The following is a 26,548-nucleotide window of genomic DNA, read 5'->3' as shown; positions in this document are numbered from 1 at the left end:
CCACTGGATGGATCCGGTGGGGCGCCGCCGTAGGTGTGATCAGGTCCCGTCCGGGCCCGGGCCCGCCTACGGCTCGAACTTGTACCCGAGGCCTCGTACCGTGACCAGGTACCGGGGAGCGCCCGGGTCCGGCTCGATCTTGGCGCGCAGGCGCTTGACGTGGACGTCCAGCGTCTTGGTGTCGCCCACGTAGTCCGCGCCCCAGACCCGGTCGATCAGCTGCATACGGGTCAGCACCCGGCCCGCGTTGCGCAGCAGCATCTCCAGCAGGTCGAACTCCTTGAGCGGCAGGTCGACCTTCGCGCCCGCGACCGTGACGACATGGCGGTCGACATCCATCCGGACCGGACCGGCCTCGAGCGCGGCCGGTGTCACCTCCTCCGGCTCACCGCGGCGCCGCAGCACGGCGCGGATCCGGGCGACGAGCTCCCGCGAGGAGAAGGGTTTCGTCACATAGTCATCGGCTCCTATTTCCAGGCCGACGACCTTGTCGATCTCGCTGTCCTTCGCGGTCACCATGATCACGGGGACATTGGACCGGCCGCGCAGCTGGCGGCAGACCTCGGTGCCGGGCAGGCCCGGCAGCATCAGATCGAGGAGCACGAGGTCGGCGCCGTTGCGCTCGAACTCGTCAAGCCCCTCGGGCCCTGTGGTCGCGACGGCGACTTCGAAGCCCTCCTTGCGGAGCATGTAGGAAAGAGCGTCGCTGAAGGACTCCTCGTCCTCGACGACAAGCACTCGGGTCACGGAAGGACCTCCGGGGCAGGCAGTGGTTCACGTGTGGTGGTCCTGGGTGCTGGACCGGGGCGGTGGCGGGAATCGGGGTGGTGGGGAGCGGCGTCCGGCTCAGGGTCGTACGCCCCGTCATGGGCACTGTCGGCGTCGTCGACGATGTCAGCGACGTCGGCGTCGGCGTCGCTGTCATCGGCACCGCCGACAGCGACGTCAGTGAGCGTCGTGGCGGCGTTTCCGCCGGTGTTCGTGCGGTCCCGTACGGAGCCGGCCTCCGGCAGCCGCAGAGTGAAGGTGGAGCCCTGGCCTTCGGTGCTCCACACCGTGACCTCCCCGCCGTGCGAGGCGGCCACGTGCTTGACGATGGCCAGGCCGAGGCCCGTACCCCCGGTGGCCCGGGAGCGGGCGGGGTCGACCCGGTAGAACCGTTCGAAGATCCGCTCGCGGTCCTTCTCGGAGATGCCGATGCCCTGGTCGGTGACGGCGATCTCGATCGCGTCCCCGCCGTGTGCCGGGACACGGCGCGCGGCGATGCCGACGCGGGTGCGGGCCGGGGAGTAGTTGACCGCGTTCTCGACGAGGTTGCCGAGTGCGGCGGCAAGCTGGCCGCGATTGCCCCAGACGTACAGGTCGGCGGTGCCCCCCGCGGCCATGGTGATCTGCTTGGTGGAGGCGGTGTGCCGGGAGCGGTCGATGGCCTCGGCGACCAGCTCGTCCACCCGGATCGGCTCGGCGTCCTCCAGCGGGTCGTCGTTCTGCACCCGCGAGAGATCGATGAGCTCCTGTACGAGATTGGTGAGGCGGGTGGCCTCGATCTGCATACGGCCCGCGAAGCGCATGACCGCCTCGGGGTCGTCCGAGGCGTCCATGACCGCCTCGGAGAGCAGCGAGAGCGCACCGACCGGTGTCTTGAGCTCATGGCTGACATTGGCGACGAAGTCGCGCCGCACCGCTTCGATACGGCGGGCCTCGGTGAGGTCGTCGACCAGGAGCAGCACGAGCCGGGAGCCCAGCGGAGCGACCCGGGCGGAGACGGCGAGCGCCTCGCCACGGCCGGTGCCGCGCCGGTCCAGGTCGAGTTCGACCTGCCGTATCTCTCCGTCACGGCGGGTGTCGCGGGCCATGTGCAGCATCTGCTCCACGGCCAGCTTCCCGCCCCTGACCAGGCCGAGGGCATAGGCGGCGGAGCTCGCCTTGACCACGGAGTCGCTCTCGTCGAGGACGACCGCGGATGAGCGGAGCACCGAGAGCACGGTGTCGACGCCGGGCGGCAGCGCGGCGTCCGTGTGCAGGGAGGTACGGGTGGGCCTTGCCTGGTCGCGCTCGCTCCAGCGGAACGCCAGCATGGCGATCACGCCGGTGCACACCCCGGCGATCGCTGCCAATGCGGCGACCGCCGCGTTCACGTCCATGCCATCCAGGTTATGCGGGCCCAGGGACACTCTCCCAGCCATCCGGGTGGCACCTCGGGTACTCGTCGCCCAGAGTTCACTGAGGGGAAAGTGGCGGTTCACTTCGGCGGGAGGGGCCGTACGCGTACGGGAGCGACCGTGGCGGCGTGGGAGGCTCAACCCACTCATCCCACCCGGGGTTCGTTCGTATCAGAGAGGGACTTCCCATGCGGGACGCGTACCACGAGGAACTGGACTCGATCGGCGAGGGCCTGGTCGAGATGGCCCGGCTGGTCGGATCGGCGATCGGGCGTGCCACGACCGCGATCCTCGACGCGGATCTGAAGCTCGCCGAGACCGTGATCGCCGCCGACCAGAAGGTCGACGATCTCCAGCACGACCTGGAGGCGCGCGCCATAGCCCTGCTGGCCCGCCAGCAGCCGGTCGCCACGGACCTGCGCATCGTGGTGACCTCGCTGCGGATGAGCGCCGACCTGGAGCGCTCGGGCGACCTGGCCCAGCATGTGGCCAAGCTGGCCCGGCTGCGCTTCCCGGCCACCGCCGTCCCCCAGGACCTGCACGCCACCATCCTGGAGATGGGGCAGCTCGCGCAGCGTCTGATGGCGAAGGCCGCCGAGGTCATCATCACGAAGGACGTGGATCTGGCGCTGCAGCTGGAGACGGACGACGACGAGATGGATCTGCTGCACCGGGCGCTCTTCCAGCACCTGATCGACGACCGCTGGAAGCACGGCATCGAGACGGCCGTCGACGTGACCCTGCTCGGCCGCTACTACGAGCGCTTCGCCGACCACGCGGTGTCGGTGGCCAAGCGCGTGGTCTACCTGGTGACGGGCGAGCACGCGGACGAGCTCCAGGCGGACACCGGCCCGGTCGAGGGCGCGTAACGCGTAGCCGCACTTCCGTGCGCCGTTGATGCGCCCGGCTGAGTGGGCATGCAATGGGGTAAGGCGACACGAGTACGCCCAGGAGGAGGGACGACCCGCATGGCAGATTCCCCCGCGACCGACGTGCGCGAGCAGAACGTGTCTGTTGAAGTGGTGCCCCCATCGCGCCAACTGCCGATCCTCGGAGCCTGCGGCTGCGGCTCCAGCTGCGGCTGCGGCTGCCAGTCCGGCGGGCCGTGCCAGTGCGGCGGCTGATCACACCGCAGCAGCCGGACTGCCGTCGAGCACCTAAGGACGGCATGGAACGGCGTAGCACCGCATAGGACGAAGGGCCCTGCCCCGGGTGAATGCGTCATTCACCCGGGGCAGGGCCCTTCATGCGTGGCGGTACCTACTTCTTGCCCTGGGTTGGCGGGCTCGCTTTTTGCCCCTGATCAGAAGGCTGGGCACCTCGACTGACCTGCTGTCCTCGGAGGGCCCAGAGACGGCCCACACGCCGGGCCCCAGGAACCACAAACAGCGGACCGCCCTTAGCCGCCGCAAGCTCAAGGCGCTAAGAAAGACGCCGTGCCGGGCGACAGCTTGGTTCCGGTACGCGCGTCCCGAACAGCGCGTCTACAACCTGACGGTCGCCGAACTCCACACGTACTGCGTGGGGCAGGAGATGCCGGTGCGGGGCTAGCGCTTCACGGCCCGGAAGCGGCCCCAGGAAGCCGACAAGCCCCCTCCCAGCGGAGAACCCGCAGGTAGGGGGCTTATTCAGGTAGCGCTACTTCTTCTTGCCCTGGTTCTTGACCGCCTCGATGGCCGCCGCCGCGGCGTCCGGGTCGAGGTACGTGCCGCCCGGCTTGACCGGCTTGAAGTCGGCGTCGAGCTCGTAGGCGAGCGGGATGCCGGTGGGGATGTTGAGGCCCGCGATGTCGGCGTCCGAGATGCCGTCCAGGTGCTTGACCAGCGCGCGGAGGCTGTTTCCGTGGGCGGCGACCAGAACGGTGCGGCCCGCGAGGAGGTCCGGGACGATGCCGTCGTACCAGTAAGGGAGCATGCGGACGACGACGTCCTTCAGGCACTCGGTGCGCGGGCGCAGCTCCGGGGGAATGGAGGCGTAGCGCGGGTCGGCGGCCTGCGAGAACTCGCTGTCGTCGGCGAGCGGCGGGGGCGGGGTGTCGTAGGAGCGGCGCCACAGCATGAACTGGTCCTCGCCGAACTCGGCGAGGGTCTGGGCCTTGTCCTTGCCCTGGAGGGCGCCGTAGTGGCGCTCGTTGAGGCGCCAGGAGCGGTGCACCGGGATCCAGTGACGGTCGGCGGACTCCAGGGCGAGCTGCGCGGTGCGGATGGCGCGCTTCTGGAGCGAGGTGTGGAGTACGTCGGGGAGCAGGCCGGCGTCCTTGAGCAGCTCACCGCCGCGGACTGCCTCCTTCTCGCCCTTCTCGGTGAGGTTCACGTCCACCCAGCCGGTGAACAGGTTCTTCGCGTTCCAGTCGCTCTCGCCGTGGCGGAGGAGGATCAGCTTGTATGTCGCGTCGGCCATGGCCCCGAGCCTAATAGACGGTCCGGACGGCCGACGATTGACGTCCGGCGTCAATTGAGTAGCCCTGCGGACACAGGGGCGCGTAAGTTGCCGATCGCCACTGAGCCACTTACCAGTGCTGATGCGCCACTCACCACCGCCCGGGGGATCCCATGTCCGCAGCCGCGCTCAAACACGCCTTGAAGGAGAGCGTCTCGGGTCTTCCCCGGGCGTTCTGGTGGCTGTGGATGAACACCCTGGTCAACCGTCTCGGCAACTTCGTCGCGACCTTCATGGCCATCTACCTCACCCTGGACCGCGGATACTCGGCCTCGTACGCCGGGCTCGTCGTCGCCCTCGACGGCCTCGGCTCCGTGGTCTCGTCACTGGGCGCCGGGGTGATGGCCGACCGGCTGGGGCGGCGGCCCACGCTGCTGATCGCCCAGCTCTCGACCGCGCTGTCCACGGCTCTGCTGGGCTTTGTGGAGGGCCCGGTGGCGATCGCCGCCGTCGCCTTCCTGGTCGGGATGTCCAGCAACGCCTCCCGGCCGGCAGTGCAGGCGATGATCGCGGACATCGTCAGGCCCGAGGACCGGGTGCGCGCCTTCTCGCTGAACTACTGGGCGATCAACCTGGGCTTCGCGTTCTCCGCCGTCGCCGCCGGGCTTGTCGCCGAGCACAGCTATCTCGCCGGGTTCCTGGGCGAGGCCGCACTCACCCTCGCCTGCGCGGTGCTGGTCTACGTGAAGCTGCCCGAGTCCCGGCCGAAGCGCGCCGATGAGGGGGAAGCCGGGACGGACAAGCGGACGGAGCCCGCCGTCGGGCTCGGGACCGTGCTGCGGGACGGGCGGTACATGGGGGTCGTCGGGCTGTCCTTCCTCATCGCCCTGCTCTTCATGCAGGGCACGGTGAGCCTGCCGGTCACCATGGGGCTCAGCGGCTGGTCGCCGTCCGACTACGGGCTCGTCATCGCCGCCAACGGCGTACTGATCGTGCTCCTCCAGATCCCGGTGACCCGTTTCATCGAGCACCGCGACCCGCGGCGGCTGCTGGTGATCTCGGCGCTGCTCGGGGGGTACGGCTTCGGGCTCACGGCGTTCGCCGGATCGATCGGCGTCTACGCGCTGACCGTCTGCGTATGGACGCTGGCCGAGATCGTGAACGCGCCGACCCAGATGGGTCTGGTGACCCGGCTGTCCCCGGTCCACGGCCGTGGCCGCTACCAGGGCGTCTACTCCCTGTCCTGGTCACTCGCCGCGCTGGTCGCCCCGCTGATGGCGGGGTACGTCATCGACCACTTCGGCACCGCGTGGCTGTGGGGCTCGTGCGCGGCGCTCGGCACGGTGGCGGCGCTCGGGTACTGGCTGCTGATGCGCGGACTGCCGCCGGAGCGGGGGCCGCTATCGGAGCCCACCGAGCCCGTGGTGGCCACGGCGGCCGGGAAGACCGAGAAAGCCGAGGAGGCCGCGGACCCCGTGAGAACCGCCGTCTAGGACTCGTTGCCCTCCGAGGGCTGGGCCTGGATCAGCCGGGTGAACGCCTCCAGGTTGCGCGTGGACTCGCCACGCGCGACCCGCCAGGCGTACTCCTTGCGGATCGCGCTCGCGAAGCCCAGCTCCAGCAGGGAGTTGAAGTCGCCGTCGGCGGCCTCCAGGACCGTACCCAGCAGCCGGTCCAGCTCCTCGGGGGTGACCACGGCGAGTGGCAGCCGCCCCGTCAGATAGACGTCGCCGAGCTGGTCGACCGCGTAACCCACGCCGTACAGCTTGAGGTTGCGCTCGAGCAGCCAGCGGTGGACACCCGCCTCGTTCTCGTCCGGGTGGCGGATGACGAAGGCGTTGAGGGAGAGGGAGTGCCGGCCGACACGGAGCGAGCAGGTCGTGGAGAGCTTGCGGGTGCCCGGGAGTGTGACGACGTACGTGCCCGGCGAGGGGCTCTCCCACTGGAGCTCGGCGTCCTTCAGATACGCCTCGACGATCCCGGAGATCTCCTCAACGTCAGCCATGGTGGGAGCGTACGTGACGGCGCCGTTCCCGCATCGCGCGCTCCCGCATCGCGGCGGTGTACACCTCCGCGGTCCCCGCCGCCGCCGTGTCCCAGCCGAATCCCCGGGCGTGCCGCGCCGCCGCGGCGCCCATCCGGTCCGTGAGCCCCGGGTCGTCGGCGAAGCGGCGCAGCTCGCGCGCGTAGTCGGCCGGATCGTGGCCGGGGACGAGGAGGCCGGTCTCCCCGTCGCGCACGGCCACGGGCAGACCGCCCACCGCTGCCGCGACGACCGGGGTGCCGGTCGCCTGGGCCTCGATCGCCACCAGTCCGAAGGACTCGTTGTACGAGGGCATGACCAGCACGGACGCCGCCCGGAACCAGTCCGCCAGCTGCCCCTGTGTGACGGGCGGGCAGAACCGCACGACGTCGGCGATACCGAGCCGGGCCGCCAGCTTCTGCAGGCCCTCCGGCTTGGCGAGGCCGCTGCCGCTGGGCCCGCCGACCACCGGTACGACCATGCGGCGGCGCAGCGAGGGGTCCTCGTCCAGCAGCAGCGCGACCGCACGCAGCAGCACGTCAGGGGCCTTGAGCGGCTGTATACGGCCGGCGAAGAGCGGGATCAGGGCGTCCTGCGGGAGCCCGAGCCTGGCCCGGGCGGCACGGCGGCCGTCCGCGACGCGGAAGCGGTCCAGGTTCACGCCCGGGTGCACGACGGCGACCTTGGCGGGGTCCGCTTCGTAGTGGTGGACCAGCTCGCCCGCTTCTTCCGCGGTGTTCGCGATCAGCCGGTCGGCGGCGGCCACGATCTGGGTCTCGCCGATGACCCGGGCCGACGGCTCCGGGGTGTCGCCCTGGGCGAGCGCGGCGTTCTTGACCTTGGCCATGGTGTGCATGGCGTGCACCAGCGGGACGCCCCAGCGCTCCGCGGCGAGCCAGCCGACATGGCCGGAGAGCCAGTAGTGGGAGTGCACCAGGTCGTAGTGGCCGGGGCGGTGTCCCGCCCATGCCTGCATCACGCCATGGGTGAAGGCGCACAGCTGGGCGGGGAGGTCCTCCTTGGCCAGCCCCTCGTAGGGTCCGGCGTCCACGTGCCGGACGAGCACACCGGGCGCCAGTTCGACGAGGGGGGCGAGGCCGCCCGCGGTCGCCCGGGTGAAGATCTCCACCTCGATGTTGATGGCGGCGAGCCGTTTGGCGAGCTCCACGATGTACACGTTCATACCGCCCGCGTCCCCCGTGCCCGGCTGGTGCAGGGGGGAGGTGTGCACACTCAGCATGGCTATACGGCGCGGTCTGCGGTGCTGGCCGGTGAGGCCGGTGAACCGCCGCCGCTGCGGCGCCGCCAAGGCGCCGGCGAGCCGGGACACGTACTGGCTCACGTGGACGGTCCTCTCCGGGCGTGGGCTCGGGCTCTGTGGCTGGTGCTCTGGGCTGGCTGTGGGCTGTACGGGTGTGCGGGTGTGCGGGTCGGGCTGCGGGCCATGGCTCCGACGTGCGGACATGGCTCGGCGGGGCACGTACGTCCCTGCAAGCGCCTCAACAGCAGTGGCGCCCGCTTCCATTTCCCTTCAGCGACTCACTTTGCCTAAACATTGCCAATCGGGTCGGGCGTGTCGCGCGGACGGGATCTCGTTCCCACCCTCCCTTACCCTCTTTCTCATGCCGCCGCGCCCCACCCCGCCCCCGACCCGACCCGTGGGCGCGGTGACCCGTGGGACGACCAATCCGAACCGGCTCCGCCGCATGGACCGCTGGATCGCGGCCGTGCACGGCCCGGCCCTGCGCCGCTCGGACGCCGCCCCCGTCGCCGTGGACCTCGGATACGGCGCCGCACCCTGGACCGCCGTCGAGCTGATGCAGCGGCTACGTACCGCCGAACCGCGCACCGAGGTCGTCGGCATCGAGATCGAGCCCGCCAGGGTCGCGGCCGCCCGCCCCTACGAGCGCGAGGGGCTGCGCTTCGTGCACGGCGGATTCGAGGTCCCCCTGCCGCAGCGGCCCCTGCTGATCCGGGCGGCGAATGTGCTGCGGCAGTACGACGAGGACGAGGTCGCCGCCGTCTGGCAGCGCCTGTGCGCCCGGCTCGCGCCAGGCGGACTGCTGGTGGAGGGCACCTGCGACGAGATCGGCCGGCGCCATGTGTGGGTGGCGCTGGGCCCCGAAGGCCCTCGCACGGTGACCTTCGCGACCCGGCTCGGCGCACTGGACCGGCCGTCGGACCTGGCGGAGCGACTGCCCAAGGCGCTCATCCACCGCAATGTGCCGGGCGAGCCGGTGCACACGTTTCTGCGCGACTTCGACCGGGCGTGGGCGGCGGCCGCGCCGTATGCCTCACTGGGCGCGCGGCAGCGCTGGCTCAGGACGGTACGGGATCTGTCGGCCGACTGGCCGTTGACCGGCACGGGCTCCGACGGGCTGCGGCGGTGGCGGCAGGGCGAAGTGACCGTGAACTGGTCCGCACTGGCGCCCGGTCTCCGCTGAACGGCAGGCGGCACCCGGGGGATTCGCGGACCAAGGGAACGTGATGGTGGGTTCGTTCGTCTGTGACGGATGGACGGAATGAACGAGATGGACACGCGATGGACGGGATGTGTGTGACCGGCAGGTGCCCCTGTCGGTTTTCCACAGGGCATGGCACCATCGCGTCGTTGAAGCTAAGTTACTGACGGTCAATCATATTCCGTGTGACACACGTGACGTGACGGTGTTGTCCGGAGGGGGAGTCTGTGAACCGACGCCGCTGTGCCGCAGCCGCGATCACCGTGGTCTGTGCCGTGACGTTGCTGGCCGTACCCGGTACGGCCTTTGCGGCCACTGCCGCTCCCGCCGCACCCACAGCTCCCACCGCTCCCGCCGCTCCCGCCGCTCCCGAGCCGGGTACGCCCGCCGAGAAGTCCCTCGAAGCGATCCGTCTGGAGCTTGAAGGCCTCTACGCCAAGGCGGCGTCCGCCACCGACGCGTACAACCTCGCCGAGGAGCAGACCAAGAAGCAGTCGGCCGAGATCGTGAAGCTGGCCCAGGAGATCGTCAGGGGCCAGGACCGCATCGCCGACCTCAAGGCCCGTGCCGGCGCCACCGCCCGCGCCCAGTACCGCGGCGGCGGGCTGCCGCCCGAGGCCCAGCTGATGCTCACCGACGACCCGCAGCTCTTCCTCGACGGCATCGGCCGCTTCCGGCAGGGCCAGAAGGCCACCCATGACCTCATGGGCGAACTTGCTCAGACCCAGGACGACTTGGAGACGTACACCAAGGAGGCCAGCGCCCAGTGGACCAAGCTGGAGGCCAACAGGGTCAAGCAGGAGAAGGCCAAGAAGGAGATCAACCAGCAGATCGCCGCCGCTGAGAAGATCGAGGCGCAGCTGGAGAAGAAGGAGCGGGAACGGCTGCTGAAGCTCGAACAGGAGGCGGCCTACCGGGCGCAGGCGAGCTGGCTGGGGTCCGGGATCCTCAAGTCAGCCAAGGGCAGGGCGAGTGGGAAGGGCCGCCAGGCCATCGCCTTCGCCACGGCGCAGATCGGCAAGCCGTACGAATGGGGCGCCGAGGGCCCGGGCTCGTACGACTGCTCGGGTCTGACCTCGCAGGCCTGGGCGGCGGCGGGGCGGACCATCCCGCGGACTTCGCAGGAGCAGTGGCGCCTGCTGCCGCGCGTCGACGTCAAGGACATGCGCCCCGGCGATCTGATCATCTACCACGCCGATGCGAGCCATGTCGGGATGTACCTGGGTGACGGGGCGATCGTGCACGCCCCGCGGCCGGGGCGGGATGTGACCATCACGGGCGCGGGTTCGATGGTGATCCTCGGCGTCGTACGCCCGGACAAATAGGGTCGGACACCGGAGACCCGAGCGCCTGGGCTTTTCTGGTGCCGCCGCCACGCCGAGCAGCAGGCTACTCGGAGGCGTGGGAGGCTCGCCCGGGCCTCGGCCACCGGGCCGGCTTCCTGGCCGCGGCACTCAAGCGTCAACGGCAGGGCTGAGGCCGCCATCAGCGTTCCGCGCCCTTCACCCCGGCGCTGGACGAAGCGGGGGTCGAAGCCCCCTCGCCGCCCCGGGCTTCCGGCACGGTCTGCCGCACCCCGTCCCCACGCGACACGGGGCCGGCGAGATGCCCGTTACGCCTGCGGGTTCGACAGGTCGCCGAGACAGAAGCGCCGGCACATCCCGGGACGGAGCGGCACAAGCGCTGACCGCGCGAGCGACGAGCGACAGATGGAACGAGAACCTCTATACACACCCAAATCACCATCCCGGCATATCGATATGCCCAGAGTTGACCCCAAGTGAGCCCGGTCACGGGCCCTCACGTGACCTGGCTCACCGCAAACGCGTGACGTTCGTCATCACCCTTGGGGCAACTAGCTCCCGCTACGCGGCATATGCTCTTGGGTCTTCAGAGAACGCCATTCCGTTGCACCGTTCCCTACCGCTATGGTCCCCGTCTGGCAGGACGTCGTTCGTCGACCTGTCGCGCCGGGGGGAGGGAAGGAAACCGATTCGATGCCCGTACCCGTTCCGCGCCAGCGGACCGGTTCACCCGTCGGCGTACCGGCCGCCACCGGTCCCTCGCACATGACGGACGTCACGGACGTCACGGACGTCACGCACATCACCGATGCCACGGACGTCACCCCGAACCCCGTCCCCGAGACGCAGGGCGGCGGCTACCTCACCCTGCTCGTCATCGAGAACGATCCGGCGGGCACCTTCACCGTTCCCGAACTGCTCGGCGCCGCCGGGACCCGTGTCCGCATCCGCACCGCACGCAACCTCACCGAGGCCGAGCGGCTGCTCACCGACGACGTGCACTGCATCCTCGTCGACCTCGCGCTGCCCTGCCGGGTCCCGAACGGGGACGCCAAGGACTCCGGGGACGAGCTCGCGGTGCTGCGGCATGTGCTGCGTCTCGCACCCCGGCACGCCGTGCTGGCCCTGACCGCGGAGGCGGACGCCGAGCGCGCCGCCGAGGCCGTACGGGTCGGTGCACAGGACTTCCTGCTCCGCGACGAGCTGGACGGAAGGCTGCTGAGCCGGGCCATCCGGTACGCCGTCGAGCGCAAACGAGCCGACACGGCGCAGGTGAAGCTGGCCGAATCACGGCTGCGCGCGCAGGAGAACGCCCGCCTCGAGCGCGGACTGCTGCCGACGCCCCTGCTCCAGGGCTCCGACCTGCGATTCGCCGCCCGCTACCGGCCCGGACGCTCCCGGGCGCTGCTCGGCGGTGACTTCTACGACACGGTCCGTACCGCGGACGGCACCGTACACGCGATGATCGGCGACGTCTGCGGCCATGGCCCGGACGAGGCGGCGCTCGGGGTGGAGCTGCGGATCGCCTGGCGTGCGCTGATCTTCGCAGGACTGTGCGGCGACGAGCTGCTGTCCACCCTCCAGCAGGTGCTGGAGCACGAGCGGGAGAGCGAGGAGATCTTCGCGACGCTCTGCACGGTCGACATCGCCCCGGACGGACGCCGGGCCGGTCTGTGCCTGGCGGGCCACCCGTCTCCGCTGATCGCACGCCGGGGCCAGGCCGCACGCCTGCTGCCGTACGAGAACGGCGGCCCGGCCCTCGGCCTGCTGCCGAACGCCCGCTGGCCGCGTCGCCAGGTCGAGCTCGGCGGGGCCTGGAGCCTGATGATGTACACGGACGGCCTCATCGAGGGCCGGACATCCCCGGGCGGCGACCGCCTGGGGCAAGAAGGCATGGTCGAGATGGTCAACCGCGGGCTGGACGCCGGGCTGCGCGGCGAGGCACTGCTGGACGCCACGGTGACCGAGGTGCGCGAGCTGAACGGCGGGGACCTGACGGACGACCTGGCGGTACTGCTGCTGGACCGGACGCGCTAGCCGGAAGATGGCGGTGGCTAGCGTCCGCCGTTGTAGGGGCCGTACGGCCCGTCGCTGCTGGACCCGCCGCGCCGGCCGCCGCCGCCCGAGACCTGACGGAGCGCGGGGCGTACGTCGACCATGAACACGATCGACGCGATCAGCCCTGCGAGCTGGAGGAACAGCATCGGGATGAAGAGGTTCACCGCGACCGTGACACCCAGCAGGATCAGCCAGAACATCTTGGACTGCTTGTCCGCGGCCCGGTAGGCGTCCTCACGCGCGAACGCGGCGAAGCCCAGCGCGACCAGTGCGAGCAGCAGCATCGCCAGATCGAGGAAGAAGAACAGCGACGCGTCGAATCGGTCGAGCAACATGCCTGAGCACCGCCTAACGAGTGATGGTGAGCGCCTCGCGGCCAAGGTACCCCGGCCTGCCCTGACAACGACCCGGGCACCGGGGACGTGCCCCCGGTGCCCGGACGCGGAACGCGCTTACTTCCCGGTGGAAGGGGAGCTCTTCTTGGCGGCCGGCTTGCGGGCCGGGGCCTTCCGGGGAGCCGGGGCGGCGGCCTTCTGCTGCCCATCGGCGGCGGGCTTCGCCTCGGGAGCGGACTTCACCGACGTGCCGTTCGCCTTGGCCTCGTCGCTCTTCGGCGCGTCGCCCTTGGGCTCGACCGCGATGGCGATCTCGGCGATCTCCTCGGCGGCCTCACCGCGCCACGACTTCACGGCCTGCTCGCCGTGCTCAGCGACCTTCTCGTACGTGTCGCGGGCTCGCACCGCGTACTCGGCGGCCACACCCACACTGCGCAGCGCCAGGTCCTGGGCCGTCTCGCCCAGCTTCCGCAGATCGGTGTCGATGCTCCCGATCACCTCGGTGACCTTGGCCTGAACGGTGGCCTGGGCCTCCTTGGCCTGTGCGGTCACCTTCGCCTGCACGGCCTTCGGGTCGGCCTCCCGCACTGCCTCGAACCGCGCGGGCGCCTCGGCCCGCAGCTGCTCGATCAGCCCGGGCACCTTCTTGACCTGCTGCACCGCGAGATCGGCGGTGCCGGCGGCGAAGTACAGGGGAGTCGGGTCGGTGAACGTCTTGCGCAGGTCATCAGCGATGGCCATGACTGGGGTCCTCCCGGATCGCAAAGTCGGAATCAGAGTTGGTCAGTCGGTCAGAATTGATCGGTTTTCTGCCCATCGACACCGCCTGGCGCGCCCTTGCGGAGGCCGTCACCAGCGGCACCGGCGGTGTCGTCCCTATCTCTATCGGCGTCGAAGCCGTTCTCCTTGCGGAACGAGTCGTAGATCTGGAGCAGCACCTGCTTCTGCCGTTCGTTGATCGACGGGTCGGCGAGGACGACGGCCCGCGTCTCCAGCTCGTCCGGCTCCCGCTCCTCCAGGATTCCGGCCCGTACGTACAGCGTCTCCGCCGAGATCCGCAGTGCCTTCGCGACCTGCTGCAACACCTCGGCGCTGGGCTTGCGCAGCCCGCGCTCGATCTGGCTGAGGTACGGATTCGACACCCCGGCGGCCTCGGCAAGCTGCCGCAGCGACAGCTGCGCGGTGCGCCGCTGCTCGCGGAGGTACTCGCCGAGATTGCCGACGTTGAGTGATGCCATACCCCGATACTGCGACACTATCGCTAACTTTTGCAAGCGCCCGCTTGCAAAAGTGTTCGCGGCACGCCGCTCGCGGCGCGCGCGTCTCCCTGTGACCAGCCCGACCAGCCCCCGCGAACGGCCGGTGCCACATACCCCCGGCCAACGACAACCCGCCACCGACCCGGGCAGCCACACCCCAACGGGGCGGATACCTGGGTCGGCGGCGGGAGGTTCGGTCATCGTGCGGGACCGAGTGCGGGTTCTCAGCGCTTGGTGGTGCTGTTGAACAGAGAGCGCGACCAGACGTAGCCGACCAGGGCGATGCCGGCGCACCAGGCGAGCGAGATCCAGCCGTTGTTGCCGATCTCCGAGCCGGAGAGCAGGCCGCGCAGCGTCTCGGTCATCGGCGTGAACGGCTGGTTCTCGGCGAACCAGCGCAGGCCGGGGGACATCGAGTCGGCCGGCACGAACGCGGAGCCGAGGAACGGCAGGAACTGGACCAGCAGCGGCTTGTTGCTCGCGGACTCGACGGTCTTGGAGATCAGGCCGAGCGCCGCCGACAGCCAGGTCACCGCGAAGGCGATGGCCACGAGCAGACCTGCGGCGGCGAGCCATTCCAGCGGGGTCGCGTCCGAGCGGAAGCCGACGGCGAGGGCGACACCCACGACCAGGACGGCGCTGACCATCGTCTGGATGACGCTGCCGATGACATGGCCCGTCATGAACGACGAACGCGTGATGTTCATGGTGCGGAAGCGGTTGATGATGCCCTCGGTCATGTCGGAACAGACCGCGATCGACGTCGACATCGAACCGGCGGCGACCCCCATGATGATGATGCCGGGCGTCAGATACTCCAGGTAGGCGTCCCGGCCGCCACCCATCCCGGCGCCGAGCGAGCCACCGAAGGCGTACACGAACAGCAGCAGCATCAGGATCGGCATCATGGCGCTGCCGAACCCCACGGCCGGATAGCGGATCGCGTGCTTCAGGTTGCGCCGCAGCATAGTCATCGAGTCGTGCACGGCGTAGGTGAGGGTGCTCATCGCAGGGTCTCCTTGACGTGGAGCGGGGCGGCGGTGTCGTCGCCGGATTTGCCGGTGCCGTGGCCGGTCAGGGCGAGGAAGACGTCGTCGAGGTCGGGAGTGTGCACGGAGAAGTCGGCGGCCTGGATACCGGCGACGTCGAGCCGGTCGAGCAGGCCGCGCAACGCGTCCAGGCCGCCGTCACCCGCCACCCGAAGGGCGAGGTTCTCGTCGTCGCGAGCCGCGCCCGGGAAGGCGGCAGCGGCGCGCTCGTACTCGGCGGAGTCGATGAACCGCAGCCGCACGTGACTGCCGGGGATCTGCGACTTGAGCTCGTCGGCGGTGCCTTCGGCGACGATCCGGCCACCGTCGAGTACGGCGATCCGGTCGGCCAGTTGGTCGGCTTCCTCCAGGTACTGGGTGGTGAGGAAGACGGTGGTACCGCCCGCGACCAGCGAGCGCACCGTGTCCCACATGGTGCGGCGGCTGCGTGGATCGAGCCCGGTCGTCGGCTCGTCGAGGAAGATCACCTGGGGGTCGCCGACCAGCGTCATGGCGATGTCGAGCCGGCGCCTCATGCCGCCGGAGAAGGTCGCGGCCCGCTTGTGCGCGACATCCGCGATATCGAACCGCTGAAGCAACTCCCGGGCACGGGAGTGCCCTTCACGCTTGCCGAGACGCAGCAGATCGGCCATGAGGAGCAGGTTCTCCTCGGCGGTGAGCAGGTCGTCGAGCGCGGCGAACTGACCGGTGACGCCGATCGCAGCGCGCACCCCGTCCGGGGATGTGGCGACATCGTGGCCTGCCACCTGGGCCTGTCCGCCATCGGCGGCGACGAGCGTGGACAGGATCTGCACGGTGGTGGTCTTGCCGGCGCCGTTGGGCCCGAGCAGCGCGAACACGGATCCGGCGGGGATGTGCAGGTCGACGCCGTCGAGCACGGTCCTGTCGCCGTACGACTTGCGCAGACCGACGGCAGAGACGGCGGTGGACACGGCAGTGGACGACGGCGAACCCACCTGACGCCTTGGTGTGGGCATGACAGAAGAAGGCATGGAGCCCTCCCGTTCGAAGGCTGAAGTGACTGGGGAGTGAGGAGTGGAAGGTGGGGAGTGTGAGCGAGTCGGCGAGGCCGGCGCTCAGGTCCGGGCGCGGCGCACGTCGATGTTGCCGAAGCGAGTCCGGGCGCGGACCTTGACCGTGTCTTCGGCCTCCTCCGGAGTCCCCGACGCCTCCAAGGTGTTGCGCACCTGCCCGGCGCCCGAGCTGACGTCGAGCCAGGCGGCCGTGCCCTCGCGGATGCCGACCTCGATGGCACCGTAGGAGGTCTCCAACTGGACGGTTCCGCGGGTGACTTCCGCGACACGCAGGGTGCCGTGTGCGGTGGTGGCGGTGACCGAACCCTCGGCGCGCGTGATGTCGATGTCGCCGTTGGCCCCGCTCACCCGCAGGTCGCCGGTCGCGATGCCGACGGTCGTGGTGCCGTGCGAGTTCTTCAGCACGGCGGGACCGTCGACGGTGCCGACGCGCAGGCTGCCGGAGCTGGTGGTGATCTCGGCCGTACCCTCGACCCGGTCGACGGTGATCGAGCCGTGGGACGCGGTCAGCTGGAGCGGCCCGGTCGCGTCGAGTCGCACATCACCCGCCGAGGTCTTCACCCGGACTTCGCCGAGCCGGCCCTCGCCCAGCACCTGGGCCCAGGCGCCGGTCATGTCGACGCGCGAGCCGGTCGGCAGTTCGACCGCCACATCGACGGTGCCGGTGCGCCCGAAGAGGTAGCGCTGCTTGGGCGTCCTGACGGTCAGAACGCCGCCCGCGTACGTGACCTCGGTCTGCTCGGCGGCCCGCACGTCCTGGTCCCGCTTCGGGTCGCGGGGCCGCACCTCGACGAGGGTGTCGACGCGGTCGCCTGCGGTGAACTGGATGGAACCGGCTTCCACGTGCGCGGTGGCCGAGATCGGTTCGGGGGTGTCGAAAGAAGGCATGGGTGTCCCGTCCTCTTGGGTCTTGTGGGCGTCCCTGCTGGTGGGACGTGGTGTGGGTGAAGTGAAGTGAAGTGCAGTGGGGCGTGCGGGGCGCGGTCAGCGCACCCAGCCCGTGAAGCTCTGTCCGACGCTGCGGGCCTTCTCCGTCGTACGCGGCTGCGTGCCGCCGTCGACCGCGGCCGAAACAGCCCGCACCAGCCACGCGTTGACCGAAAGGCCCTCGCGGCTCGCGGCCTCCTCGGCGCGCGCCTTGAGGTGGGCCGGCAGACGCAGATTGACGCGGGCGGTGCCGCCCTCGTCGCTGTCCGCAGGCGCATGCGCCTTGAGCGGTTCGACGGGCTCGGCCGCCGCTTCCGCGGGGCCGCCGCCGACGGGCGGAAGCGTCACCACGAAGTCGGGGTCCAGCCCGCGCAGCCGTACGTCGACGGAGCCGGGGGCGAGCTCGCGGGTGATCTCGTCCATCGCCGCGGAGAGCACATTGAGCATGGTCAGCCGGGTCGCCGACTCCAGCGGAGCGGTGAGCCGCTCGGCCAGCGCTCGGGCGTCGTCCCCGCCGGCTTCGGCGGCCACCGCGAGTTCACGGCGGAGGGTGTCGACATACGGGGTGAGGTCCATGACGCCATCATGGCACCACTATGGCGCCATGCGCAAGCACGCAGGGCGACGCACATGCGCCACCCACGACCACCAAAGCCCTGACCTGGGAAAACGCGAGGCCAGCAAACTGAGCCATATTGGCCCCAGGTTCACTCGCGCAGCATCGGAAGCAGGAAATGGCACCCCTGTGGCACCGGGTGACGCCACATGGCGCCACCCAGAGCCAGCCTGACGCCAGATGACACCACAGCGCGCCGGACTGCCACCGGCCCCCCATAGAGCCGTCATCGTGGTCAGGGCCCTCTGGGGCTCGCTCAGTCCTCGCTCCACGGACGAAGCTTCTCCGGGTTGCGGACCGCCCAGATGCGGCTGATACGGCCGTCGTTGAGGTCGAACGCCGCCACGGTCACGGTGACGCCGGAGTGCTGGGCGACCAGGCCCGGCCGGCCGTTGACCGTCCGTTCCAGGAGCGTCAGCCCGGGCACCCTGTCGGCGATGCCGATCAGGTACCGGGCGATGTGCACCCCGCCCTCGACCGGGCGGAGGGCGGTGCCGACCATTCCGCCACCGTCGGCGATCATGGTGGCGTCGGGGTCGAGGAGGTCGACGAGGGCCGGGATGTCCCTTGCCTCCCACGCGTGCTTGAAGTGCCGCACCAGCCCGGCCTGCCCGGCCGTCGGAGCCGTCGGGGCCTGCGCGGCGCGGATACGCCGACGGGCCGAGGACGCCAGTTGCCGGCAGGCCGCCGGTGTCCGGCCGACGATCTCGGCGACTTCGGCGAACGGGTACCGGAACACGTCGTGCAGGATGAACGCCACGCGTTCGGCCGGTGTCATCGACTCCAGTACGACGAGGAAGGCCATGTTCACCGACTCGTCCAGGGTGACCCAGTCCGCGGGATCGGCCGGCCCGGTCCGGCCGGCGCCGACCGGACCGCTGATCCACTCCGCGCGGTCGGGCAGCGGCTCGGGTATCCATTCGCCGACGTACCGCTCCCGCCGCGCTCGCGCCGAGCCGAGCAGGTCCAGGCAGACACGGGTGGCCACCGTCGTCAGCCAGGCAGCGGGCGACTCGATGGCCTCCTGCTGCCGCCGCGGCATCGCGTACCAGCGGGTGTAGGTCTCCTGCACGGCGTCCTCGGCCTCGGCCAGCGAACCGAGCAGCCGGTAGGCGAGATTGATCAGCCGGCGCCGCTCGCCGACGACCGCGGCCGGATCCGCCTCGGACCGGTGATGTGCGGCCGGCCCCGGCTCGGATGGGGTGCTCATGGTCACGACCGCTCCCTGGCTCTTCGCCACTTCGGCTCTTCTCGTCGGCTTTCGCTCTCGCCGCTTCAGTGAAACTCCGCACCAGATCGCGGAGTTCGGCACTCCGCCTCACATTTTCCGGACCTGCGTCGTCGGACTACCGAGACAGTCCGATCACCCTCGCCAGGCAGAGAAGGGGACCGCGCCATGGCCACCGCACGGATCACGACAGCTTCACGTAACCGCACGTTCCTGAAGGTCTCGATCGCCCTGCAGGCCGTGTCCCTCTTCTACCAGGCCGTCACCGCGGGACTGCTGCTGTCCACGTCGTACGGCGAGCTGCTGCACGGCGTCGGAGCGCGCGTGATGTACGCCGCGACGTTGCTGTACCTGATCGCCGCGATCCTGGCGTGGCGACCGGGCGGCGGCTCGCCACGGCCCGTCCTGTACGCGTCCGGCTTCCTCGTGCTCGCTTCGGCGCAGGTGGTGCTGGGAATCGCGCACGAGCCCGCCCTCCATGTCCCCCTGGGCGTCCTGATGCTCGGCCTGAACGTCCTGGCCCTGGGCCAGGTGCTGACTACCCGCCTGTCCGAGCGCCCCGGCAGACGGTCCTGACCGCCGCGCGTACGTCGGACCGGCACCCATGACCGGGCTCGCTCTGCCCCCACGGGGGTGGGGCGGGGCGAGCCCGTGCCGCGGCAGGCGGCCCAGTGGCATGATCACGCCCCATGAGTGGACTGCCGTTTGACGCTGTTCTGTGCGACTTCGACGGGGTCGTACACCTGTGGGATCCCGACGGATGAGCGCACTGGACCGCGCCTGGGGACTGGCCGAAGGCGCCCTGGCCGGTGCGGCGTTCAACGACGCGCTTCTGCACGCGGCCATCACGGGACGGCTCAGCGACGAGCAGTGGCGGCGCAAGGTCGCGGAGGCTCTGACACCCGTCTGCGGGTCCCCCACCCGGGCCCTGGACCTGGTCGAGGCGTGGAGCGCGCTCACGGGACGGGTCGATACCGATGTCGTCCGGCTGCTCGCCGCGCTCCGGAGCAGGGTGCCGGTGGTCCTGGTCTCCAACGCCACCACCCGGCTCGAGTCGACTCTCGCCTCATTGGGGCTGACCGACGCCTTCGACGCGGTGATCAACACCGCTCGGGTCGGGGTCGCCAAGCCTGACCCGCGGGTCTTCGCCATAGCCGCCCGGCAGGCCGGGGCCGACATGACACGCTGCCTGCTGGTCGACGACACCCTGCCCAACGTCGAGGCGGCCAGGGCGGCGGGGCTGAGCGGCTTGCACTACCAGCGCTTCGAGCAGCTCCGGGACGAGGTCGCACCGCTGCTCGAGCACGCTTGAGCACCTCGGTGGCCGCTGCGGCGGCTGCCGGCGCGGGGGCGCACGCCGTGAACACGTCCACCGGGCTTCGAACTTGGGCGGTGCGGCCTTGGCGCCGGGCTCCGCCGAAAGTCGCTGGCTCCCGTGCCGTCCAGCGGCGAGACTCCCGGCGTGACCCTCCACGAGAACGAGATCCCCGCCGACGAGACCGTCGTCCGCTCCCTGCTGAGGGCGCAGCGCCCGGAGTGGGCGGAGCTCTCGCTGTCACCCGCGGGTGCGGGCACGGACAACACCATGTACCGGCTGGGCGATGAGCTGCTCGTGCGGCTGCCGCGGACCGCCGGCAACGGGGAGGCCGTACGCAAGGAACAGGAGTGGCTTCCGCGTCTGGCGCCGCACCTCGCCTGCCGGATTCCCGAACCCGTGCACGCCGGGGCATCCGAGGACGTGTTCCCTCTCCCCTGGTCCGTCTACCGCTGGATCGACGGTGCCGAACCGGGCCCGGGCACCGTACGGGACTGGGCGGCCTTCGGTGCGGACCTGGCGGCGGTCGTGCGGGAACTGCACGGAGTCGGCCTCATGGGGGCGACTCGCGCGGACGACGGGCTCGGTTGGTACCGCGGGGGCAGCCTGGGGCCGTGCGACCAGTGGGTCGGTGAATGCTTCGACGACTGCCGCAGCCTTGTGGGTGCCGACATCGACGTGGACGCTCTGGAAGGGCTGTGGCGAGGTGCGCTCTCGCTGCCCGAGCCCGCCGACCGGGAGGTGTGGCTGCACGGCGACCTGAAGCCGAGCAATCTCCTGGTCAGAGACGGCAGGCTGCACGCGGTGATCGACTTCGGCGGACTCTCGGTCGGTTTCCCCGACGCCGAGCACGCCACGGTCTGGGATCTTCCGCCCCGGGCGCGACAGGCCTACTGGGACGCTCTGGGCCTTGGCGATGCGACGTGGGCCCGCGCCCGCGCCTGGGCGATCGCGGTGGGCGTCAGCGGGGTGTCGTACTACTGGGGCACCTTCCCCGCCTTCGTGGCCGAATGCCGGGCACGGCTTCAGGCGATCCTCACGGACGCCGCCGTGCGTGAGGGTTGAGCACGGCCTCGCGATCCGACCTGGTGGGCAACCCGCACTTGATCGGCCTGAGACGGTGAACCCCAGCCGATCCGGGGGGCTTTGCTCCAGGCCCAAGCGCTAACTTGGATTTCATGACTCTGGACGACCTCCGCGTCTTCGTGGCCGTGTGCAGGGCCGGAAGCCTCAGCGCGGTGGCACGCGAGCTCGACTGCACACAGTCAGCGGTGAGCCAGCGTGTGAAACGGCTGGAGCGGGAGGCCGGTATGAGCCTCCTGGAGCGCCAGCCGCGAGGGGTCGTCCCCACGCACGCGGGACGTGTCCTGCTGGATGCCGCGTCGATCAGCATCGACGGGCTTGATCAGGCCCTGCGCCGCCTCGGGGACCTGGTCAGCGGCGACAGCGGCTCCGTACGCGTCACCACGGGCGGGACGACGGTGCGGCACTTCATGTCCGAGGCCATAGTCACCTTCCGGCGGCGCTACCCGAAGGTCAGCCTGGAGTTCCAGACGGAGACCTCGAGCCGCAACTGCTTCGACGCTCTCACCTCCGGCAACCTCGACCTGGCCTGGGTCACCATCGGGGGACCGGTGCGCGGTATCGAGCAACGGCCGGTCGTGTTCCTGCCCTGGGTGCTGGCCGTCAGCCACGACGATCCCCTCGCGGCCCGAGCCGAGGTCAGCACGGCGGACCTCACCGACATCAGTCTCATCCGGCCGCCCCAGAACTCCACCTCGGGCGCCCGCCTCGACGCCGCCTTCGCCGAGCTCGGTGTGCGGAGCAGCCCCGACACCAGCGTCGCCGACTGGGACACCGCACTCCTGCTGGCGGAGCTCGGCCTCGGCCACGCGGTGGTGCCGCTGATGCCCGGCTGGCGGGTGTCCGGTGACGGTCCCGGTCCCGGTGGGGGCCCTCTGCGCCTCGTCCCCATTCCCGACCTGCCCCCGCTGCCGGTCGGCTGGGCGGTACGCCGCTGGGATGCGCTCAGTCCGCTCGCCCGGGTCTTCGCCGGCGTTGTCGCCCGCAGTTGCGGAGGGCAGGACTGGGCGCCGTGACCGGAGCGGGCCCTCTCCACGCAGGCCCCGGAACCGGCACGCCGGGCAGGGGCCGGTGCTCCGATGAGCCGACCGCGGATCCGTCGGCTGCATGAGGCCGCCCACGGCATTGTCAGTGGCCGCTTCTACGATCCACTCATGAGCATGATCGGTGAGTACGCACGGGTCAGCCCGGCCGAGCTGGCGCGGGTCATCCGCGATCCGGAGTGGGCGCTGGGCTTCGTCGACGAGTTGGTGGAAGCAGAGCTCGACGGGGGCGACCGCGGCAGTGGGAGCGACGGGGGCGGCAACCGCTGCCTCGACACCGACAAGGCGTGGGACGCGCTTGGCTTCCTGCTGCACCGGGTGGGCTTCCCCGTCGACGTCGTCCACGGCGAGGAGGAGATACCCGGCGCCGACGACTGGGGGTACGGTCCGCCCCGCTATCTCACGCCCGAACGGGTCAAGGTGGCCGCCGAAGGGCTCATACGGATCAGCGGGGACGATCTCGTCACCGGCGTCGGCCCCGATGAGCTGGCGGCGGCGGACATCTACCCGGTCATCGTCTGGGAGCGGGGGGAGTCGCTGGACTGGGTGCGCGAGCACTACGAAGCCCTGGTGCCGTTCTTCGACGCGGCGGCACGGGGCGGTGACGGCATGCTCATCTGGCTGGACTAGCCGCCCCTGTCACGGCAGCGCCGGCGGTCACGGAACCGCCTGGCACACCGACGCGTCCCTCCCGGCATGTCATCGGCACGATCATGAACGTCGTCAGGAGGCCCACGTGACCACCACAGCCGCCCGGTATCTCTACCTGGCCCGGCACGGTGAGGCGACAGCGGACGAGAGTGCACTGACGGCGAACGGCAGGCGCCAGGCCGGACTGCTCGGTGAGCGGCTGCGGAGCAGCCCGCTCTCGGCGATCCACCACGGGCCACTGCCGAGGGCCACGCAGACGGCCCGGCTCATCGGCGACCGGCTCCCGGGTGTCCCCCTGCACGCGTGCGAACCAGCCGGGGACTACATCCCGTACGTCCCCGGGCGCGATGAGCTCCCCGACGAACCCTCGGCCGCGTACGCCGACGGCATGATCGAGTTCATCGCCCGCTTCCCGGCCCGGGAGCGGGAGCAGGGCCCCGCACTGGCGCAGGCCGCGCTCGACAGGTTCACCGGGCCCGTCGAAGGCGATGAGCCGCGCCATGAGCTGGTGGTCACCCACAACTTCCTGATCGGCTGGCTCGTCAGGGCCGCCGTCGACGCCCCCCGCTGGCGCTGGCTGGGCCTCAACTTCGGCAATGCCGCCCTGACGGTGATCCGGTACGCACCCGACCGGCCCGCGTCCGTGGTGTTCTCCAACGACATGGGGCACCTTCCGGCTGAGCTCCGCTGGACCGGATTCCCGGCCGGGCTCCGCATGTGAGAGCCGGAGGCCCGCTGCGGGAGGCGTTCCTTCGCGACAGGGGCCCGTCCGGAAGGAACGCCTCAGTGCGGCGCCCTCAGACGAGCAGGTCGTCCACCTGCGCTTCTCCCTCGCGGTATCTGCGGGTGATCTCGGCGCTGCACTCGTCCACCGTCCGCTGGAGCTCGACCCGCTGCCGAGACACCTGCTGCTCGTACCGCGCCAGGCGGCCCATGGCGGAGTGCAGTTCCTCGTCCGTGCGGGCATCGAGGTCGGACAGCTCCACCTCGGCCAGCATCGCCGCGGCGAACTGCCCGTACGCCTCGCCGCGCGGAGCGGACATCGTCACATGGCGGGCCGAATTGCCCCGCCGCGACGGCGGGTCGGCAAGGATCGCCGAGAGCCGGTCCACGACGGCGGCGTCCGGACCCGCATGGCCCGCATGCGAAGACGCCTGGGGGTTCGGACCGCCTTCCGCCGGCGCGGCCGGGTCCTCCGGGGCGGCGACCGGCGACTCGCTGCGCCGGGACAGCTCGGCTCGGAGGATGTCGATGCGGCCGTGCAGCAGACGCCGGACGTAACTCAGATCCGCCTCGTCACGCTGCGAGTCGCGGCGCAACGCCCGCAGCTCCGGCAGCCCGAGCGCGCCGAGGTCGGGTTCCTTCAGCTCGTGAAGCGTGTCGGCGGTGCGCTGCACGGGCGGACGTACCGCGCTCGCACCACTACGGATGGTCGTCGGAACGGGGCCGGACGACTGCCCGGCGCCTGATGTGCTCATTGCCTGATCCCCTCGGCCGGTGCATGGGGTCTCCCCCAGCCCGGAGGGCAGTAGGGAAGCACCGACTCCGTGCATGGTGCCACTACGGGCGGTTCGTACGCAGGTGCTCTGCACCCGTTCAGCCCCGGATACACATGGATACGCCCGGACAGAGGCCCGCCAGTAGATTGGTCCTCATGCGAGCGGTGGTACAGCGGGTCGACGGCGCGAGCGTCGTGGTGGCCGGCGAGACAGTGGGCGAGATCGTCGGCGAGGGGCTGTGTGTGCTGGTGGGGGTCACCCACGAGGACACCCCGGAGAAGGCGGCGCAGCTGGCCCGGAAGCTGTGGTCGGTGCGGATCCTGGAGGGCGAGAAGTCCTGCTCGGACATCGACGCACCGCTGCTGGTGATCTCGCAGTTCACCCTCTACGGCGATGCCCGCAAGGGCCGCCGCCCCACCTGGAACGCCGCCGCGCCCGGCGAGGTCGCCGAGCCGCTGGTGGACGAGGTGGTGGCGCAGCTGCGGGCCCTCGGGGCACGGGTGGAGACGGGCAGGTTCGGAGCGAGCATGCGGGTCTCGCTCACGAACCAGGGCCCGTTCACGGTTCTAGTCGAGGTCTGATCGCGCTTTGATCGGGATCTGATCGAGTCCCGTTCGGGGTCCGATCGAGGTCGGCCTCGGTCGAACAGAGCGATCTACGGCTCGACGACGGTCTCCTGCGCCGCCGCCGTGTTCCCTGCCAGCAGCTCGGCGTCCACGGGTACGTTCCGCTTCACCAGCGCCAGCGCGATCGGGCCCAGCTCATGGTGGCGGGCCGATGTCGTGACGAAGCCCAGCTGACGGCCCTCGTCCCCGTCCGCGGCCAGCCGCACCGGCGCGCCGTGCCCCGGCAGGTGCACCTCGCTGCCGTCCAGGTGCAGAAACACCAGCCGCCGCGGCGGCTTCCCCAGGTTGTGGACGCGTGCCACGGTCTCCTGACCCCGGTAGCAGCCCTTCTGAAGGTGGACGGCGCTGCCGATCAACCCGATCTCGTGCGGGATCGTCCGGTGGTCCGTCTCGAAGCCGAGCCGCGGGCGGTGCGCCTCCACGCGCAGCGCCTCGTACGCCAGCACCCCGGCCGCCGGCCCGTTGGCCGCCGCGTACGCCTCCAGGTCCCGCCTCGGCAGGAACACGTCACGGCCCTGCGGGGTCTCGCGTACGACGGCCCCCTCGGGGGCCTCGGCGATCGAACCGGCCGGCAGATGGACGACGGCGAACTCCTCCGTACGGTCGGCCACCTCCACCCGGTAGAAGAACTTCATCGACTCCAGGTACGCGATGAGGGCGTCCTGCGTGCCCGGCTCCACGTGCGCCCACACCGTCTCGCCGTCGTCCACGAGATAGAGCGCGTGCTCGATGTGACCGTGGGCGGAAAGGATCAGCGCCTCGGTCGCCCGGCCCACCGGGAGCTCGGTCATGTGCTGGGTGAGCAGCAGATGCAGCCAGCTGAGCCGGTCGCCGCCGGACACGGTCACGACACCGCGGTGCGAGAGGTCGACGAAACCTCTGCCGTCCGCGAGTGCGCGCTGCTCGCGGAACAGATCGCCGTAGTGTGCGGCGACGCCTTCGTCGCGCCCCTCGGCGGGAACGGCGCCGGGCAGGGACAGCAGAGGGCTGGTCGTTGATGGTCGCTGCATGGGCCCAAGCCTACGGCCGCACGAATCCGAACCTACGACTGGCCGGTGGCCGCCTTCGCGGCGCAGTCACGGCACCGCCCGAAGATCGCGAAGTGCTTCATGTCGGTGTCGAAACCGAAGGTCTCCAGAAGCTTCGCGGTGAAGTCGGCGGCGACCTCGACATCCGCCTCGATGACGTTGGTGCAGTCCCGGCAGACGAGGTGCAGATGGTGATGCCGGTCGGCCAGGTGGTAGGTCGGCGCGCCGTGGCCCAGATGGGCGTGCGAGACCAGGCCCAGCTCCTCGAGGAGCTCGAGCGTCCGGTAGACCGTGGAGATGTTGATCCCGGACGCCGTCTTGCGCACCTCGACGAGGATGTCGTCGGGTGTCGCGTGCTCCAGAGTGTCGACGGCTTCGAGTACGAGCTGGCGCTGTGGGGTCAGCCGGTAGCCACGCTCCCGCAGATCGCTCTTCCAGTCGGTGCTCACCACGCGACCAGTGTAGGC

At 70.6% G+C, this 26,548-nt stretch carries 28 protein-coding genes; 12 read left to right on the top strand and 16 right to left on the bottom strand.

Going from position 1 to position 26,548, the window contains the following annotated elements:
- Positions 1–66 precede the first annotated feature (66 nt).
- Positions 67–747, bottom strand: a complete 681-nt coding sequence (locus ACFV6V_RS21660) for a response regulator (RefSeq protein ID WP_385567362.1) — start codon at positions 745–747, stop codon at positions 67–69.
- A complete protein-coding gene (locus ACFV6V_RS21655) occupies positions 744–2,144 on the bottom strand; it encodes a sensor histidine kinase (RefSeq protein WP_385567360.1) in 1,401 nt (466 codons plus the stop codon). The genes ACFV6V_RS21660 and ACFV6V_RS21655 overlap by 4 nt, the downstream gene beginning before the upstream one ends.
- A 206-nt stretch (positions 2,145–2,350) precedes the next feature.
- Here ACFV6V_RS21655 and phoU point away from each other — a divergent pair, with 206 nt between their 5' ends.
- The gene (phoU, locus tag ACFV6V_RS21650) at positions 2,351–3,031 is read left to right on the top strand and encodes a phosphate signaling complex protein PhoU (protein WP_385567357.1); all 681 of its coding nucleotides are present in this window, start codon (positions 2,351–2,353) and stop codon (positions 3,029–3,031) included.
- Positions 3,032–3,800: 769 nt separating this feature from the next.
- Here the strand turns inward: phoU and ACFV6V_RS21645 are convergent.
- On the bottom strand, positions 3,801–4,562 hold the full coding sequence (locus ACFV6V_RS21645; protein ID WP_361283161.1) for a phosphoglyceromutase: 762 nt from the start codon (positions 4,560–4,562) through the stop codon (positions 3,801–3,803).
- 152 nt (positions 4,563–4,714) lie between these two features.
- Here ACFV6V_RS21645 and ACFV6V_RS21640 point away from each other — a divergent pair, with 152 nt between their 5' ends.
- A complete protein-coding gene (locus ACFV6V_RS21640) occupies positions 4,715–6,034 on the top strand; it encodes an MDR family MFS transporter (protein ID WP_385567354.1) in 1,320 nt (439 codons plus the stop codon).
- Here the strand turns inward: ACFV6V_RS21640 and ACFV6V_RS21635 are convergent.
- The gene (locus ACFV6V_RS21635) at positions 6,031–6,546 is read right to left on the bottom strand and encodes a YbjN domain-containing protein (RefSeq protein ID WP_385567353.1); all 516 of its coding nucleotides are present in this window, start codon (positions 6,544–6,546) and stop codon (positions 6,031–6,033) included. The genes ACFV6V_RS21640 and ACFV6V_RS21635 overlap by 4 nt on opposite strands.
- A complete protein-coding gene (gene mshA, locus ACFV6V_RS21630) occupies positions 6,539–7,906 on the bottom strand; it encodes a D-inositol-3-phosphate glycosyltransferase (RefSeq protein WP_385567350.1) in 1,368 nt (455 codons plus the stop codon). Before mshA ends, ACFV6V_RS21635 begins: the two co-directional genes overlap by 8 nt.
- Before the next feature lie 280 nt (positions 7,907–8,186).
- On the opposite strand from mshA, the gene ACFV6V_RS21625 reads away from it, so the two are divergent.
- The 3 genes from ACFV6V_RS21625 to ACFV6V_RS21615 all read left to right on the top strand — a co-directional run bounded on the left by ACFV6V_RS21625 (position 8,187) and on the right by ACFV6V_RS21615 (position 12,367).
- Positions 8,187–9,008, top strand: a complete 822-nt coding sequence (locus ACFV6V_RS21625; RefSeq protein ID WP_385567348.1) for a class I SAM-dependent methyltransferase — start codon at positions 8,187–8,189, stop codon at positions 9,006–9,008.
- A 245-nt stretch (positions 9,009–9,253) separates the two neighbouring features.
- Positions 9,254–10,351 (top strand): NlpC/P60 family protein, encoded by a 1,098-nt coding sequence (locus ACFV6V_RS21620; protein ID WP_385567345.1) that lies wholly within the window; start codon positions 9,254–9,256, stop codon positions 10,349–10,351.
- Positions 10,352–11,023: 672 nt separating this feature from the next.
- The gene (locus tag ACFV6V_RS21615; RefSeq protein WP_385567343.1) at positions 11,024–12,367 is read left to right on the top strand and encodes a PP2C family protein-serine/threonine phosphatase; all 1,344 of its coding nucleotides are present in this window, start codon (positions 11,024–11,026) and stop codon (positions 12,365–12,367) included.
- Between the two features lie 17 nt (positions 12,368–12,384).
- Here the strand turns inward: ACFV6V_RS21615 and ACFV6V_RS21610 are convergent, their stop codons facing one another.
- From ACFV6V_RS21610 to sigJ, 8 genes are all read right to left on the bottom strand, one after another.
- Positions 12,385–12,723 (bottom strand): DUF2516 family protein, encoded by a 339-nt coding sequence (locus ACFV6V_RS21610; protein ID WP_385567340.1) that lies wholly within the window; start codon positions 12,721–12,723, stop codon positions 12,385–12,387.
- A 117-nt stretch (positions 12,724–12,840) separates the two neighbouring features.
- Positions 12,841–13,464: a hypothetical protein gene (locus ACFV6V_RS21605; protein ID WP_385567338.1), complete on the bottom strand. Its 624-nt coding sequence runs from the start codon at positions 13,462–13,464 to the stop codon at positions 12,841–12,843.
- A gap of 50 nt (positions 13,465–13,514) precedes the next feature.
- The gene (locus ACFV6V_RS21600) at positions 13,515–13,961 is read right to left on the bottom strand and encodes a helix-turn-helix domain-containing protein (protein ID WP_385567335.1); all 447 of its coding nucleotides are present in this window, start codon (positions 13,959–13,961) and stop codon (positions 13,515–13,517) included.
- 245 nt (positions 13,962–14,206) lie between these two features.
- On the bottom strand, positions 14,207–14,989 hold the full coding sequence (locus ACFV6V_RS21595) for an ABC transporter permease (protein WP_385567333.1): 783 nt from the start codon (positions 14,987–14,989) through the stop codon (positions 14,207–14,209).
- Positions 14,986–16,008, bottom strand: a complete 1,023-nt coding sequence (locus ACFV6V_RS21590) for an ATP-binding cassette domain-containing protein (RefSeq protein WP_385567370.1) — start codon at positions 16,006–16,008, stop codon at positions 14,986–14,988. The genes ACFV6V_RS21595 and ACFV6V_RS21590 overlap by 4 nt, the downstream gene beginning before the upstream one ends.
- Before the next feature lie 99 nt (positions 16,009–16,107).
- The gene (locus tag ACFV6V_RS21585; protein WP_385567330.1) at positions 16,108–16,953 is read right to left on the bottom strand and encodes a DUF4097 domain-containing protein; all 846 of its coding nucleotides are present in this window, start codon (positions 16,951–16,953) and stop codon (positions 16,108–16,110) included.
- 96 nt (positions 16,954–17,049) lie between these two features.
- Positions 17,050–17,568 (bottom strand): toxin-antitoxin system HicB family antitoxin, encoded by a 519-nt coding sequence (locus ACFV6V_RS21580; RefSeq protein ID WP_385567329.1) that lies wholly within the window; start codon positions 17,566–17,568, stop codon positions 17,050–17,052.
- 296 nt (positions 17,569–17,864) lie between these two features.
- Positions 17,865–18,818: an RNA polymerase sigma factor SigJ gene (gene sigJ, locus ACFV6V_RS21575; protein WP_385567326.1), complete on the bottom strand. Its 954-nt coding sequence runs from the start codon at positions 18,816–18,818 to the stop codon at positions 17,865–17,867.
- 186 nt (positions 18,819–19,004) lie between these two features.
- Here sigJ and ACFV6V_RS21570 point away from each other — a divergent pair, with 186 nt between their 5' ends.
- From ACFV6V_RS21570 to ACFV6V_RS21545, 6 genes are all read left to right on the top strand, one after another.
- Positions 19,005–19,412 (top strand): hypothetical protein, encoded by a 408-nt coding sequence (locus ACFV6V_RS21570; protein ID WP_385567324.1) that lies wholly within the window; start codon positions 19,005–19,007, stop codon positions 19,410–19,412.
- Positions 19,413–19,596: 184 nt separating this feature from the next.
- Positions 19,597–20,148, top strand: coding sequence for an HAD family hydrolase (locus ACFV6V_RS21565; RefSeq protein ID WP_385567321.1), 552 nt, complete (start codon positions 19,597–19,599; stop codon positions 20,146–20,148).
- 150 nt (positions 20,149–20,298) lie between these two features.
- Positions 20,299–21,216 carry an aminoglycoside phosphotransferase family protein gene (locus tag ACFV6V_RS21560; protein WP_385567318.1) on the top strand — a complete coding sequence of 306 codons (918 nt, stop codon included), beginning with the start codon at positions 20,299–20,301 and terminating at the stop codon, positions 21,214–21,216.
- Between the two features lie 113 nt (positions 21,217–21,329).
- Positions 21,330–22,250, top strand: coding sequence for a LysR family transcriptional regulator (locus ACFV6V_RS21555; protein WP_385567316.1), 921 nt, complete (start codon positions 21,330–21,332; stop codon positions 22,248–22,250).
- Between the two features lie 138 nt (positions 22,251–22,388).
- Positions 22,389–22,907 carry a YfbM family protein gene (locus ACFV6V_RS21550; RefSeq protein ID WP_385567313.1) on the top strand — a complete coding sequence of 173 codons (519 nt, stop codon included), beginning with the start codon at positions 22,389–22,391 and terminating at the stop codon, positions 22,905–22,907.
- Positions 22,908–23,013: 106 nt separating this feature from the next.
- The gene (locus tag ACFV6V_RS21545; RefSeq protein ID WP_385567310.1) at positions 23,014–23,649 is read left to right on the top strand and encodes a histidine phosphatase family protein; all 636 of its coding nucleotides are present in this window, start codon (positions 23,014–23,016) and stop codon (positions 23,647–23,649) included.
- Between the two features lie 76 nt (positions 23,650–23,725).
- Here the strand turns inward: ACFV6V_RS21545 and ACFV6V_RS21540 are convergent, their stop codons facing one another.
- Positions 23,726–24,406 (bottom strand): AmfC protein, encoded by a 681-nt coding sequence (locus ACFV6V_RS21540; RefSeq protein WP_385567307.1) that lies wholly within the window; start codon positions 24,404–24,406, stop codon positions 23,726–23,728.
- Positions 24,407–24,582: 176 nt separating this feature from the next.
- Between ACFV6V_RS21540 and dtd the strand changes: the two genes are divergently transcribed.
- The gene (dtd, locus tag ACFV6V_RS21535; protein ID WP_385567305.1) at positions 24,583–25,008 is read left to right on the top strand and encodes a D-aminoacyl-tRNA deacylase; all 426 of its coding nucleotides are present in this window, start codon (positions 24,583–24,585) and stop codon (positions 25,006–25,008) included.
- 74 nt (positions 25,009–25,082) lie between these two features.
- On the opposite strand, the gene ACFV6V_RS21530 is transcribed toward dtd, so the two are convergent.
- A complete protein-coding gene (locus ACFV6V_RS21530; protein ID WP_385567302.1) occupies positions 25,083–26,063 on the bottom strand; it encodes a YgfZ/GcvT domain-containing protein in 981 nt (326 codons plus the stop codon).
- Positions 26,064–26,095: 32 nt separating this feature from the next.
- Entirely contained in the window at positions 26,096–26,533 is a 438-nt protein-coding gene (locus tag ACFV6V_RS21525) for a Fur family transcriptional regulator (RefSeq protein ID WP_385567299.1), read from the bottom strand.
- Positions 26,534–26,548 lie beyond the last annotated feature (15 nt).

Source organism: Streptomyces sp. NPDC059828, assembly GCF_042731955.1.
Classification (GTDB): Bacteria; Actinomycetota; Actinomycetes; order Streptomycetales; family Streptomycetaceae; genus Streptomyces.
The sequence above is the reverse complement of the archived record's forward strand: the minus strand, read 5'-3'. Positions and strand labels throughout refer to the sequence as shown.

Bases quoted from the DNA above. Each gene is read 5' to 3' on its own strand.
- ACFV6V_RS21655 (WP_385567360.1), bottom strand. From the start codon at position 2,144: ATGGACGTGAACGCGGCGGTCGCCGCATTGGCAGCGATCGCCGGGGTG.
- phoU (WP_385567357.1), top strand. From the start codon at position 2,351: ATGCGGGACGCGTACCACGAGGAACTGGACTCGATCGGCGAGGGCCTG.
- ACFV6V_RS21645 (WP_361283161.1), bottom strand. From the start codon at position 4,562: ATGGCCGACGCGACATACAAGCTGATCCTCCTCCGCCACGGCGAGAGC.
- ACFV6V_RS21640 (WP_385567354.1), top strand. From the start codon at position 4,715: ATGTCCGCAGCCGCGCTCAAACACGCCTTGAAGGAGAGCGTCTCGGGT.
- ACFV6V_RS21635 (WP_385567353.1), bottom strand. From the start codon at position 6,546: ATGGCTGACGTTGAGGAGATCTCCGGGATCGTCGAGGCGTATCTGAAG.
- ACFV6V_RS21625 (WP_385567348.1), top strand. From the start codon at position 8,187: ATGCCGCCGCGCCCCACCCCGCCCCCGACCCGACCCGTGGGCGCGGTG.
- ACFV6V_RS21615 (WP_385567343.1), top strand. From the start codon at position 11,024: ATGCCCGTACCCGTTCCGCGCCAGCGGACCGGTTCACCCGTCGGCGTA.
- ACFV6V_RS21610 (WP_385567340.1), bottom strand. From the start codon at position 12,723: ATGTTGCTCGACCGATTCGACGCGTCGCTGTTCTTCTTCCTCGATCTG.
- ACFV6V_RS21605 (WP_385567338.1), bottom strand. From the start codon at position 13,464: ATGGCCATCGCTGATGACCTGCGCAAGACGTTCACCGACCCGACTCCC.
- ACFV6V_RS21600 (WP_385567335.1), bottom strand. From the start codon at position 13,961: ATGGCATCACTCAACGTCGGCAATCTCGGCGAGTACCTCCGCGAGCAG.
- ACFV6V_RS21595 (WP_385567333.1), bottom strand. From the start codon at position 14,989: ATGAGCACCCTCACCTACGCCGTGCACGACTCGATGACTATGCTGCGG.
- ACFV6V_RS21590 (WP_385567370.1), bottom strand. From the start codon at position 16,008: ATGCCCACACCAAGGCGTCAGGTGGGTTCGCCGTCGTCCACTGCCGTG.
- ACFV6V_RS21585 (WP_385567330.1), bottom strand. From the start codon at position 16,953: ATGCCTTCTTTCGACACCCCCGAACCGATCTCGGCCACCGCGCACGTG.
- ACFV6V_RS21580 (WP_385567329.1), bottom strand. From the start codon at position 17,568: ATGGACCTCACCCCGTATGTCGACACCCTCCGCCGTGAACTCGCGGTG.
- sigJ (WP_385567326.1), bottom strand. From the start codon at position 18,818: ATGAGCACCCCATCCGAGCCGGGGCCGGCCGCACATCACCGGTCCGAG.
- ACFV6V_RS21570 (WP_385567324.1), top strand. From the start codon at position 19,005: ATGGCCACCGCACGGATCACGACAGCTTCACGTAACCGCACGTTCCTG.
- ACFV6V_RS21565 (WP_385567321.1), top strand. From the start codon at position 19,597: ATGAGCGCACTGGACCGCGCCTGGGGACTGGCCGAAGGCGCCCTGGCC.
- ACFV6V_RS21555 (WP_385567316.1), top strand. From the start codon at position 21,330: ATGACTCTGGACGACCTCCGCGTCTTCGTGGCCGTGTGCAGGGCCGGA.
- ACFV6V_RS21550 (WP_385567313.1), top strand. From the start codon at position 22,389: ATGAGCATGATCGGTGAGTACGCACGGGTCAGCCCGGCCGAGCTGGCG.
- ACFV6V_RS21540 (WP_385567307.1), bottom strand. From the start codon at position 24,406: ATGAGCACATCAGGCGCCGGGCAGTCGTCCGGCCCCGTTCCGACGACC.
- dtd (WP_385567305.1), top strand. From the start codon at position 24,583: ATGCGAGCGGTGGTACAGCGGGTCGACGGCGCGAGCGTCGTGGTGGCC.
- ACFV6V_RS21530 (WP_385567302.1), bottom strand. From the start codon at position 26,063: ATGCAGCGACCATCAACGACCAGCCCTCTGCTGTCCCTGCCCGGCGCC.